14 protein-coding genes are annotated in these 11,374 nt (G+C 70.3%); 12 read left to right on the top strand and 2 right to left on the bottom strand.

The features are described 5' to 3' along the window. The first annotated feature begins 88 nt into the window (after window positions 1–88). From map to truA, 8 genes are all read left to right on the top strand, one after another. Window positions 89–925 (top strand): type I methionyl aminopeptidase, encoded by an 837-nt coding sequence (gene map, locus AB0I16_RS05330; RefSeq protein WP_363247985.1) that lies wholly within the window; start codon window positions 89–91, stop codon window positions 923–925. A gap of 172 nt (window positions 926–1,097) precedes the next feature. Beyond that, on the top strand, window positions 1,098–1,319 hold the full coding sequence (gene infA, locus AB0I16_RS05325; protein WP_003948620.1) for a translation initiation factor IF-1: 222 nt from the start codon (window positions 1,098–1,100) through the stop codon (window positions 1,317–1,319). A gap of 58 nt (window positions 1,320–1,377) precedes the next feature. Beyond that, entirely contained in the window at window positions 1,378–1,491 is a 114-nt protein-coding gene (rpmJ, locus tag AB0I16_RS05320; protein WP_003948619.1) for a 50S ribosomal protein L36, read from the top strand. A gap of 187 nt (window positions 1,492–1,678) precedes the next feature. Next, window positions 1,679–2,059: a 30S ribosomal protein S13 gene (gene rpsM, locus AB0I16_RS05315; RefSeq protein ID WP_030782528.1), complete on the top strand. Its 381-nt coding sequence runs from the start codon at window positions 1,679–1,681 to the stop codon at window positions 2,057–2,059. Between the two features lie 65 nt (window positions 2,060–2,124). Continuing rightward, entirely contained in the window at window positions 2,125–2,529 is a 405-nt protein-coding gene (rpsK, locus tag AB0I16_RS05310) for a 30S ribosomal protein S11 (protein WP_003948617.1), read from the top strand. Between the two features lie 178 nt (window positions 2,530–2,707). Beyond that, window positions 2,708–3,730, top strand: a complete 1,023-nt coding sequence (locus AB0I16_RS05305; protein WP_016645160.1) for a DNA-directed RNA polymerase subunit alpha — start codon at window positions 2,708–2,710, stop codon at window positions 3,728–3,730. Between the two features lie 161 nt (window positions 3,731–3,891). Beyond that, window positions 3,892–4,383 carry a 50S ribosomal protein L17 gene (rplQ, locus tag AB0I16_RS05300; protein ID WP_363247984.1) on the top strand — a complete coding sequence of 164 codons (492 nt, stop codon included), beginning with the start codon at window positions 3,892–3,894 and terminating at the stop codon, window positions 4,381–4,383. 141 nt (window positions 4,384–4,524) lie between these two features. After that, entirely contained in the window at window positions 4,525–5,379 is an 855-nt protein-coding gene (truA, locus tag AB0I16_RS05295) for a tRNA pseudouridine(38-40) synthase TruA (protein ID WP_363247983.1), read from the top strand. A 9-nt stretch (window positions 5,380–5,388) separates the two neighbouring features. Here the strand turns inward: truA and AB0I16_RS05290 are convergent, their stop codons facing one another. Further along, window positions 5,389–6,246, bottom strand: coding sequence for a hypothetical protein (locus AB0I16_RS05290; protein ID WP_363247982.1), 858 nt, complete (start codon window positions 6,244–6,246; stop codon window positions 5,389–5,391). A 74-nt stretch (window positions 6,247–6,320) separates the two neighbouring features. Between AB0I16_RS05290 and AB0I16_RS05285 the strand changes: the two genes are divergently transcribed. The 4 genes from AB0I16_RS05285 to glmM all read left to right on the top strand — a co-directional run bounded on the left by AB0I16_RS05285 (window position 6,321) and on the right by glmM (window position 10,427). Continuing rightward, window positions 6,321–7,538, top strand: coding sequence for a glycosyltransferase family 87 protein (locus tag AB0I16_RS05285; RefSeq protein WP_363247981.1), 1,218 nt, complete (start codon window positions 6,321–6,323; stop codon window positions 7,536–7,538). 351 nt (window positions 7,539–7,889) lie between these two features. Continuing rightward, on the top strand, window positions 7,890–8,333 hold the full coding sequence (rplM, locus tag AB0I16_RS05280) for a 50S ribosomal protein L13 (protein ID WP_363247980.1): 444 nt from the start codon (window positions 7,890–7,892) through the stop codon (window positions 8,331–8,333). Between the two features lie 42 nt (window positions 8,334–8,375). After that, entirely contained in the window at window positions 8,376–8,897 is a 522-nt protein-coding gene (gene rpsI / locus AB0I16_RS05275; RefSeq protein ID WP_136240670.1) for a 30S ribosomal protein S9, read from the top strand. Window positions 8,898–9,068: 171 nt separating this feature from the next. Beyond that, window positions 9,069–10,427 (top strand): phosphoglucosamine mutase, encoded by a 1,359-nt coding sequence (gene glmM / locus AB0I16_RS05270; RefSeq protein ID WP_363247979.1) that lies wholly within the window; start codon window positions 9,069–9,071, stop codon window positions 10,425–10,427. Here the strand turns inward: glmM and AB0I16_RS05265 are convergent. After that, window positions 10,424–11,371: a DUF389 domain-containing protein gene (locus AB0I16_RS05265; protein WP_363247978.1), complete on the bottom strand. Its 948-nt coding sequence runs from the start codon at window positions 11,369–11,371 to the stop codon at window positions 10,424–10,426. The genes glmM and AB0I16_RS05265 overlap by 4 nt on opposite strands. Window positions 11,372–11,374 lie beyond the last annotated feature (3 nt).

Genomic DNA, 11,374 nt, shown 5'->3' with positions numbered 1-11,374 from the left:
CTCGGGGGACCGCGGCCGTAGTGTTGTGTACGTAGTCGGTTCGTGTACGTGGCCGGTTGTTGGACGGATGACGGAGAGCGGAAGCCCCATGGTGCAGATCAAGACCCCCGAGCAGATCGCGAAGATGCGTGAGGCGGGCCTTGTCGTCGCCGCGATCCACGCCGCGACCCGTGAGGCCGCGGTGCCCGGCGCGACCACGAAGGACCTGGACGACGTCGCCCGCAAGGTCATCGCCGAGCACGGGGCGAAGTCCAACTTCCTCGGGTACGGCGGGTTCCCCGCGACGATCTGCACCTCGGTGAACGAGGTCGTCGTGCACGGCATCCCGGACGACAAGACCGTCCTGAAGGACGGCGACATCATCTCCATCGACGCCGGGGCCATCATCGACGGTTGGCACGGCGACGCCGCGTACACCGCCTTCGTCGGCTCCGGTCACGCCCCGGAGCTGGTCGAGCTCTCCCGGGTGACCGAGGAGTCGATGTGGGCCGGCATCGCGGCCATGAAGCAGGGCAACCGCCTGGTGGACATCTCCCGGGCCATCGAGACGTACATCCGCCGCCAGCCGAAGCCGGGCGGCGGCAAGTACGGCATCGTCGAGGACTACGGCGGCCACGGCATCGGCACCGAGATGCACATGGACCCGCACCTCCTGAACTACGTCGAGCGCCGCCGCGGCAAGGGGCCCAAGCTGGTCCCCGGCCTCTGCCTCGCGATCGAGCCCATGGTCTCGCTCGGCACGCCCCGCACCGAGGTCCTGGAGGACGACTGGACGGTCATCACGACCGACGGCACCTGGTCCTCGCACTGGGAGCACTCGGTGGCCCTCACGGAGCAGGGCCCCCTGGTCCTCACGGCCCCGGACTGCGGCAGGGCGAAGCTGGCGGAGTACGGCATCACGGCGGCACCGGACCCGCTGGGCTAGGCCCCCGCGGTCCAGGTGACCCCCTTGCTTAAGGATCTTCGTCGTGGGGCAGACTTTCTCGATTCGTCTTTCCGAGAGCACTGACGTAGACTGACGCGTCGGCTCTCGTGCATCCGTGTGTCTGCATACGGAGCATGTAGTCGATCAAGGTAGTCGATTCGAAGGGCGAAGCGTGGCCAAGAAGCAAGGTGCCATCGAGATCGAAGGCACTGTCGTCGAGTCTCTTCCGAACGCCATGTTCAAGGTGGAGCTCCAGAACGGCCACCAGGTCCTGGCACACATCAGCGGCAAGATGCGCATGCACTACATCCGCATCCTCCCTGACGACCGGGTCGTGGTGGAGCTGTCTCCGTACGACCTGACGCGTGGCCGGATCGTCTACCGGTACAAGTAGATCTTGCCCGCACCCCGTTCGCGCGGGGTGGAGGCACTGACCCGGAGAACCTCACCCAATGAAGGTCAAGCCGAGCGTCAAGAAGATCTGCGACAAGTGCAGGGTGATCCGCCGTCACGGCCGGGTCATGATCATCTGCGACAACCCGCGCCACAAGCAGCGCCAGGGCTGACGCACGACTGCAGTTCGCAGAGTTTCGCGCGACGCACGTAATCAATACGCAGAGCACGTCCCTCTTCAGATCCATCGGTAATGGAGGGCGACACCCCCGGTCGGAGGCCGGGGACCCAGCCGGTACCTAGTACGGCCACTGGGAGTGGTTCTGCCGAAGACCTCCGAAGAATCAACAGGAGCCATGAATGGCACGCGTTGAAGGCGTTGACCTCCCGCGCGAAAAGCGCATCGAGGTCGCCCTCACCTACGTGTTCGGCATCGGCCGCACGCTGGCCCAGCAGACGCTGGACGCCACCGAGGTGGACCGCAACACCCGCGTCCGCGACCTGACCGAGGAAGACCTCGTCAAGATCCGCGAGTACGTGGACGCCAACATCAAGACCGAGGGTGACCTCCGTCGCGAGATCCAGGCCGACATCCGCCGCAAGGTCGAGATCGGCTGCTACCAGGGCCTGCGTCACCGTCGTGGCCTGCCCGTCCGCGGTCAGCGCACCAGCACGAACGCCCGCACCCGCAAGGGCCCGCGTCGCGCCATCGCCGGTAAGAAGAAGCCGGGCAAGAAGTAGTCCTCGCTCAGCGGTCTATCGACAGCTGACGCTGCAGGACCGACCACCTCCCGTAGGAGTTATAGATGCCCCCCAAGGGTCGTCAGGGCGCTGCCAAGAAGGTGCGCCGCAAGGAAAAGAAGAACGTCGCCCACGGGCACGCTCACATCAAGAGCACGTTCAACAACACGATCGTGTCCATCACGGACCCGACCGGCAACGTGATCTCGTGGGCCTCCGCCGGCCACGTCGGCTTCAAGGGCTCGCGCAAGTCCACGCCGTTCGCCGCGCAGATGGCCGCCGAGTCGGCCGCCCGTCGCGCGCAGGAGCACGGCATGCGCAAGGTCGACGTCTTCGTCAAGGGCCCGGGTTCCGGTCGCGAGACCGCCATCCGCTCGCTCCAGGCGACCGGCCTTGAGGTCGGCTCGATCCAGGACGTGACGCCCACGCCGCACAACGGCTGCCGTCCGCCCAAGCGGAGGCGCGTCTGACCTCAGGTGCGTCACGCATCTGTGGTTCCGGCCGCTTCACTGCTTCACCGCTTCACAGGTTCCGGGCGGTACGGCTCTTCGAGTCCGTGCCGCCCGTACCCTTGAAGGCGTAACACCATGGGGCTCCGCCCCGGGCAGGGCATCAAATAGTGGGTGCCCCTGACTGAAGGAACATTTCATGCTGATCGCTCAGCGTCCCTCGTTGACCGAAGAGGTCGTCGACGAATTCCGCTCCCGGTTCGTGATCGAGCCGCTGGAGCCGGGCTTCGGCTACACCCTCGGCAACTCCCTCCGCCGCACCCTCCTGTCGTCGATCCCCGGCGCTGCTGTCACCAGCATCCGCATCGACGGTGTCCTGCACGAGTTCACCACCGTGCCGGGCGTCAAGGAGGACGTCACCGACCTCATCCTCAACATCAAGCAGCTGGTCGTCTCCTCGGAGCACGACGAGCCCGTCGTGATGTACCTGCGCAAGCAGGGTCCGGGCCTCGTGACCGCCGCTGACATCGCCCCGCCGGCCGGTGTCGAGGTGCACAACCCCGACCTCGTCCTCGCCACGCTCAACGGCAAGGGCAAGCTGGAGATGGAGCTGACCGTCGAGCGCGGTCGCGGCTACGTCTCCGCCGTGCAGAACAAGCAGGTCGGCCAGGAGATCGGCCGTATCCCGGTCGACTCGATCTACTCGCCGGTGCTCAAGGTCACGTACAAGGTCGAGGCGACCCGTGTCGAGCAGCGCACCGACTTCGACAAGCTGATCGTCGACGTCGAGACCAAGCAGGCCATGCGCCCGCGCGACGCCATGGCGTCTGCCGGCAAGACCCTGGTCGAGCTGTTCGGTCTGGCGCGCGAGCTCAACATCGACGCCGAGGGCATCGACATGGGCCCGTCCCCGACGGACGCCGCCCTCGCCGCCGACCTGGCGCTGCCGATCGAGGAGCTGGAGCTCACCGTCCGGTCGTACAACTGCCTCAAGCGTGAGGGCATCCACTCCGTGGGTGAGCTCGTCGCCCGGTCCGAGGCGGACCTGCTCGACATCCGCAACTTCGGTGCGAAGTCGATCGACGAGGTCAAGATGAAGCTCAACGGCATGGGCCTCGCGCTCAAGGACTCGCCCCCCGGCTTCGACCCGACCGCCGCGGCCGACGCCTTCGGCGCCGATGACGATGCCGACGCCGGGTTCGTCGAGACCGAGCAGTACTGAGCGCTCCGCGCGGCGGACTGTTCTTCGCCGCGGGTCCGCTTCGGCTGATCGCGCAGTTCCCCGCGCGCCTGACGGGGCGCGGGTCTCCGACGGGCGACCGCCTGCTCGGACACTGTCACCGGTACCTCGTACGGCCGGTGCAGCAATGAAGGAGAAACACCATGCCGAAGCCCACCAAGGGTGCCCGTCTGGGCGGCAGCGCCGCGCACGAGAAGCTTCTGCTGGCGAACCTCGCCAAGCAGCTCTTCGAGCACGGCCGCATCACCACGACCGAGGCGAAGGCCCGTCGCCTGCGTCCGTACGCGGAGCGTCTGGTCACCAAGGCGAAGAAGGGTGACCTTCACAACCGCCGCCAGGTGCTGTCCGTCATCACCGACAAGAGCATCGTGCACACGCTCTTCACGGAGATCGGCCCGCGCTACGAGAACCGCCCCGGTGGTTACACGCGCATCACCAAGATCGGCAACCGTCGCGGCGACAACGCGCCCATGGCGGTCATCGAGCTGGTCGAGGCCCTGACCGTGGCCCAGGAGGCCACCGGTGAGGCCGAGGCCGCCACGAAGCGTGCCGCCAAGGACGCCGAGGTCACCGACGCCAAGGTCGACACGACCAAGGCCGACGAGGCTCCGGCCGAGGAGTCGAAGGACGCGTAAGCGTCCTGCCGGGGGCCGTGCGTCTTCGGCTGCGGGTTCGTCGTGGCCGGTCGCGCAGTTCCCCGCGCCCCTTCGGGGGCGATGCGGGCCCGTCCCTTGTCAGGGGCGGGCCCGCTTTTCGTTGCCTGAGAGGAACCATGAGTGAGTGACGAAGTAGAGCCCGGGTTCGTCCGCGTACGTCTCGACCTTTCGTACGACGGCAAGGACTTCTCCGGCTGGGCCAAGCAGCGGCAGGGGCAGCGGACCGTCCAGGGGGAGATCGAGGCCGCGCTGCGGACCGTGACGCGGTCCCAGGAGACGTACGAGCTGACCGTGGCGGGGCGGACCGACAGCGGGGTGCACGCGCGCGGGCAGGTGGCCCACGTCGACCTGCCGGAGGACGTGTGGGCCGAGCACCGGGACAAGCTCCTGCGCAGGCTCGCCGGGCGGCTGCCCCACGACGTGCGGGTGTGGAAGGTCGCCGAGGCGCCCGCCGGGTTCAACGCGCGGTTCTCGGCGGTGTGGCGGCGGTACGCCTACCGCGTGACCGACCACCCCGGCGGCGTCGACCCGCTGCTGCGCGGCCATGTGCTGTGGCACGACTGGCAGCTCGACCTCGACGCCATGAACGCCGCCGCCGAGCGGCTGATCGGCGAGCACGACTTCGCCGCGTACTGCAAGCGGCGTGAGGGTGCCACGACCATCCGCACGCTCCAGGAGCTGCGGTGGGAGCGGCGCGGCGACGGCATCCTCGAAGCGACCGTCCGGGCCGACGCCTTCTGCCACAACATGGTGCGGTCCCTGGTCGGCGCCATGCTGTTCGTGGGCGACGGGCACCGGCCCGTGGAGTGGCCGGGCAAGGTGCTCGCGGCCGGGGTGCGGGACTCCGCTGTGCACGTGGTGCGGCCCCACGGGCTCACCCTCGAAGAGGTCGGCTACCCCGCCGACGAGCTGCTCGCCGCGCGCACCAAGGAGGCGCGCAACAAGCGGACGCTGCCCGGCGCCGGCTGCTGCTGAGCGGCCGGGCTACTCGGGGCCGGCCGCCGCGGCCGACGCCTGCGCCTCGCCCCGCGCGTGGATGCGCTGGAAGGCGAAGCGGGCCATGGTGTCGCCGACGCCGTAGGCCTTGCGGTCGCCGGTGGTGACGTCCTTGCCGCTGGTGTAGCCGGTGGTGGTGAAGTACGCGTAGCGGCCGTAGGCGTTGTACGTGCCGCGGCAGACGCCCGTCTGGCAGAAGCCCGGCACGCCCTTGCCGGGCAACGCGGTGACCAGGCCCTTCTCGACCTGGTCCTTGACCTTCTCGGCCTCGGCCGTCGTGTCGAAGACGGCGACGCCGATCGTGACCGCGACGCCGTCCTCGACGTAGCTGGCGCGGATCAGGCGGGTGCAGTCGTTCCTGGTGAGGATCGCGCCGAGGGCGGGCTGGGTGACCGAGGCGCAGCTCTTGGTGCTGTCGGTCGCGCCCTTCTTGTAGACGGTCTCGCCCGAGGTGAACGTCCTGCCGGGGAAGAGGCCCTCGGCGGTGAGCGGCGCCTTGTCCTTCTTGGCGCTGGCGATGTAGTCCTTCGGGTCCGGCGGGGGCGGCGGCGTGGTCGCCTTGAAGGAGGGGCCCGGGTCCTTGCTCGCGCCGGGGATGTCGGCCGTGGCGGGGAGCTCGCTCGCCGGCTTGTTCGACGCGGAGGCGTCGTCACTGTTGGCGGAGACGACGGCGACGGCCACCGCCGCCGCGATGGCGATCGTCGCGAACGCGCCGCCGCCGATCATCAGCCACTTGCGCCGCCGGGTGCGCGCCTCGGAGGCTTCGGCGAGCGCCGCCCAGTCGGGTGTGGGCCCGCCGCCGGGGCCGCCCGGACTCCACTGAGGTCCCCCTTGCCCAAAGCTCATGGGCCGCATCTTAGACGGGCCGTGGCGGATGTTGAGCCCGGGCCGGAGGGGGTTCGCGGCCTAGCCTGAGCCGCATGGAAACGGGCAGAACGGCGGTTAAGGGATGGATGTCGCGGCCTGCCGAGTGGCATGTCCTCGCGGCGCTCGGAGCGGTGCTGCTCGCCGCGGTCGTCCGGGTGGGGCTGCGCACCCCGGACGGGGGCATGGACAACGCCATCGTGGTGCGGGCCGCCGGGGCCTGGCTCGACGGGCGCTCGCCCTACGCCGACCGGCACTTCCTCTATCTGCCGGGGGCCGTGCTCGCCGCCGTGCCGCAGGCCCTGCTGCCGGCCGCCGTGGCGCGCTTCCTCGTCCCGGCGGGCGTCACCGCGGGGCTCGTCGCCGGGTGGGCGTGCGCGCTGCGGCTGTACGGGATCGCGTGGCGGAGCAGGTTCGCGGCGTACGGGCTGCTCGGGCTCGCCCTCGGCTTCGCCCCCTTCGGGCACCTCGTGGAGCTGGGCAACTGGACGGTGGCGTCCGCGGCGGCCCTGCCGCTCGCCCTGCTCCTCGCGTCCCGCGGTCGCTGGACCGCCGCCGGGCTCGTGATCGGCGCCGCCGTGGCCGTGAAGCCGCTGCTGGTGCCCGTCGCGCTGCTCTTCGTCTTCGCCCGGCGGTGGCGGGGGCTCGCCGCGGTGGCCGGGCTGCCGGTGGCGGTCTCGCTCGGGGCCGCTCTGACGATGCCGGACCCCGCCGGGTTCGTCACCCGGACGCTGCCCTTCCTGCTGCGCGGCGACGACGCCTTCGTACGGCTCTACGAGGCATCGCCGGCCGCGGTGCTCGGGCGGCTCGGGGTGCCGCAGTCCCTGGCGACGCTGCTCGCGGGGGGTGCCGCCGCGGCCGGGGTGTGGTGTGCCTGGCGTCGGTGGGGCAGAGGCGACGAGGGGCCCGCGCGGGTGGCGGAGTGCGCCACGATGCTCATGCTTTCGGCCTTCCTCGTCTCCCGCCCCTCCTACGACCACTACCTGCTGGTCGTCCTCCCGCTGCTGCTCGCCGGGGTGCTCACGCCGGGGGCGCCGGGGCGCACCCCGTGGTTCTGGCTGGCGCTCGTGCCGCAGGTCCCGGGGTTCGCCTGGCCGTGGCTTGAGCCGGGGACCCGGCGGGCCTTCAAGGACGCGGCCACGCTCTGTCTCCTCGCGGGCACGCTCGGCAGGGCCTGCCTGGTGGGCGGGGTCGCGGGGGAGCGCGGGGTGCGGCGGGGCGTCGCGGCCGACGGGGGGCGGGTCGACGCGGAGACCGCGGCGCCCGGTGGCTGAGGCGGGGCGGGGCGGGGTGGCCGGGACCGGACGGGTGGTCCGCCGCCGGACGCGGGGGCAGGTGCGGGGGGCGGTTATCCTGGGGTCTCACAGGCCGCCCATGTCGGTGGAGCCGGTTCGCCGGTCTCCAGGCCCGCGTTTTGACCCGTACGGGTCGGCGCGGGTATTCTGCGAGTTCGTTATGTGTATTGGCTTTCTCATTCTCACGTGAGGGGCCCTTACACCGGTCCACCGGGCCGATGACCAGCGGCAGGACTCGGTTGCGTCACCGAGGTCCGCCAGGGCTGTCGTACATCGTCCGTGGTGGCCATGTCAGGACCCCACCTCTGAAGAAGCGAAGGCTACGACACCGTGCGTACGTACAGCCCCAAGCCCGGCGATGTGACCCGCCAGTGGCACGTCATCGACGCCCGGGACATCGTCCTGGGCCGTCTGGCGACCACCGCTGCCACCCTTCTGCGTGGCAAGCACAAGCCGATCTACGCCCCTCACGTCGACACCGGTGACTTCGTCATCATCATCAACGCCGACAAGGTGCACCTGTCGGGCAACAAGAAGACCCAGAAGATGGCGTACCGCCACTCCGGCTACCCGGGTGGTCTGCGTTCCGTCCGTTACGACGAGCTGCTCGAGAAGAGCCCCGAGAAGGCCGTTGAGAAGGCCGTCAAGGGCATGCTCCCCAAGAACACCCTGGGCCGTCAGATGCTCTCGAAGCTGAAGGTCTACGCGGGCGACCAGCACCCGCACGGCGCTCAGCAGCCGGTCCCGTTCGAGATCACCCAGGTCGCGCAGTAGTTCCGGCCACCCCCAAAGACGAAAAGAAATCTGAGGAGAATCGTGGCCGAGACCACCGTTGAGCAGCCGGTCGAAGAGACCGAGATCGCCGACGTCGAGCAGTACACCACCGAGTCCGAGGTGCCCGTCGAGGGCGAGTACACCTCCGAGTCGAACGCCGCGCGCTTCGGCGACCCGCAGCCGGCCGCCGGCCTGGGCCGTCGCAAGAACGCCATCGCCCGCGTCCGGATCGTCCCGGGCACCGGCAAGTGGAAGATCAACGGGCGGACGCTTGAGGACTACTTCCCGAACAAGGTCCACCAGCAGGAAGTCAACGAGCCCTTCAAGGTGCTCGAACTCGACGACCGCTACGACGTCATCGCCCGCATCGCGGGTGGCGGCGTCTCCGGCCAGGCCGGTGCGCTCCGTCTCGGTGTCGCCCGTGCGCTGAACGAGGCCGACGTCGACAACAACCGCGGCGCCCTGAAGAAGGCCGGGTTCCTCAAGCGCGACGACCGTGCGGTCGAGCGCAAGAAGGCCGGTCTCAAGAAGGCCCGCAAGGCCCCGCAGTACAGCAAGCGCTAATCGCTGCCTGCTTGTACTTCTCGTTCGCCCCGGCGGCACAGTCTGTGCTGCCGGGGCGTTCGTCTATCAGGAACCGCTCGGCCCCTGGCACCCTCTTGTGAACAGGGGGCAGACGGCGGGGGACAAGTTCGGAGCATTTCCGAAAGCTTTTGGAACGTTCGGAGGACAGCAGTGGGACGACTCTTCGGCACGGACGGCGTGCGCGGTGTCGCCAACGCGGATCTGACGGCCGAGCTCGCGCTCGGACTCTCCGTGGCGGCGGCGCACGTACTGGCCGAGGCGGGCACCTTCGAGGGCCACCGGCCGAAGGCCGTGGTCGGGCGGGACCCGCGCGCGTCCGGGGAGTTCCTGGAGGCCGCGGTGGTCGCGGGCCTCGCCAGCGCGGGCGTGGACGTCCTGCGCGTCGGCGTGCTGCCGACCCCCGCGGTGGCGCACCTCACCGGAGCGCTCGGCGCGGACCTCGGCGTGATGCTCTCCGCCAGCCACAACGCCATGCCGGACAACGGCATCAAGTTCTTCGCCCGCGGCGGCCACAAGCTCGCCGACGATCTTGAGGACCGCATCGAGTCGGTCTACGAGGAGCACCGCACGGGCGCCCCCTGGCAGCGGCCCACCGGCTCGGGCGTCGGCCGGGTCAGCTCCTACGACCAGGGGCTCGACCAGTACATCGCGCATCTCCTCGGGGTGCTGCCCAACCGCCTCGACGGACTGCGGATCGTCCTGGACGAGGCGCACGGAGCCGCCTCCCGCGTCTCGCCCGAGGCGTTCACCCGCGCCGGTGCCGAGGTCGTCACGATCGGCGCCCAGCCGGACGGCCTCAACATCAACGACGGCTGCGGCTCGACCCACCTCGACCTGCTCAAGGCCGCCGTCGTCGAGCACGGCGCCGACTTCGGCATCGCCCACGACGGGGACGCCGACCGCTGCCTCGCCGTGGACGGCACGGGCGAGGAGGTCGACGGCGACCAGATCCTCGCGGTGCTCGCCCTCGCCATGCGCGAGCACGGCACGCTGCGCGGCGACACCGTTGTCGCCACCGTCATGTCGAACCTCGGCTTCAAGCTCGCCATGGAGGAGCAGGGGCTCTCGCTCGTGCAGACCGCCGTCGGCGACCGCTACGTCCTTGAGTCGATGAAGGAGCACGGCTACGCCCTCGGCGGCGAGCAGTCCGGGCACGTCATCGTCCTCGACCACGCCACCACGGGCGACGGCACGCTGACCGGGCTGCTCCTCGCGGCGCGGGTCGCCGAGACGGGGCGTACGCTCGCCGACCTCGCCGGGGTCATGAAGCGGCTCCCGCAGGTCCTCATCAACGTGCCGGACGTCGACAAGTCCCGCGTGCGGACCTCGGCCGAGCTGTCCACGGCCGTCACCGAGGCCGAGCGCGAGCTGGGCTCGACCGGCCGGGTGCTGCTCCGCCCCTCGGGGACGGAGCCGCTGGTGCGGGTCATGGTCGAGGCCGCCGACATCGAGCAGGCGCGGTCCGTGGCGAGCCGGCTCGCCGACGTGGTGAAGTCGGCGCTCGGTTAACCCCGCTCCGCCTTCGCGGTACGGCGCCGCTGCCCGGCCCAGAGAGCCTTCTGGGCCAGCAACGTCGCCGTACCCGCGAGGACGATGCCGAGCAGGTTCAGCAGGAGCTGCTCGGTGGAGCCCCACGCCTGCTTGTACTCGGCGTAGCTGAAGGCGACCGCGGCGTTCGCCGCCGCGGGGACCGTCGTCACGGAGATCGCCACGCCGACCAGGGCGCCCGACTTCGCCGAGGTGAGGGAGAGGGTGCCCGCGGCGCCCGCGAGGACCGCCACGACGAACGAGAACCAGTCGGGGCGGTAGATGAAGTTCGTGTTCGGGCGCTCCGCGCGCAGGGCGTCGTCGCTGAAGAGGTTCACCGCGTCCATGAGGTAGCTGAACCCGACGGTCGCCACCATCGCCACCGCGAACCCCACGAGCAGCGCCGTCAGCGCGCGCAGGGCCAGCCGGGGAGCGCGGCGGACGAGCGCCGTGCAGAACCCCGCGAGCGGGCCGAACTCCGGGCCGACGGCCATCGCGCCCACGATCAGGATCGCGTTGTCGAGCACGACACCGCAGGCCGCGATCATCGTGGCGAGGGTGATGAACGCGACGTACGTGGCGGAGAGCGTCGACTCCTCGTGGGTCGCGTCGGTGAGCTGCTCCCACACCACGGCGTCGGCGGCCTCTCCCGGCGCGTCCCTCTCCGCCTCGTCCGCGCTCTCGGAGAGGGACAGGTCGATGTTCTCGACCGCGATCGAGCCCGTCCTGTCGAGGCCGAGCGCGCGCAGGCCGTCGAGCAGCCCGTCGGCCGCCTCGCGGGCGACGTCGCACATGACGACGTCCCCGGCGGGAGAGCGGGCGGCGCCGGGGACCACGGCCAGGTGCGTGGTCCCCGTCGTCCTCTCGATGAGGCGCACCGCTTCGTCGGTGGTGTCCGCGGGGGTGATCAGGCGAAGGTGCAGCATGGC

This window comes from Streptomyces sp. NPDC050703 (assembly GCF_040654435.1).
Lineage (GTDB): Bacteria > Actinomycetota > Actinomycetes > Streptomycetales > Streptomycetaceae > Streptomyces.
Note: the sequence above shows the minus strand (reverse complement) of the source record. Positions and strands in the feature narration are given on the sequence as shown.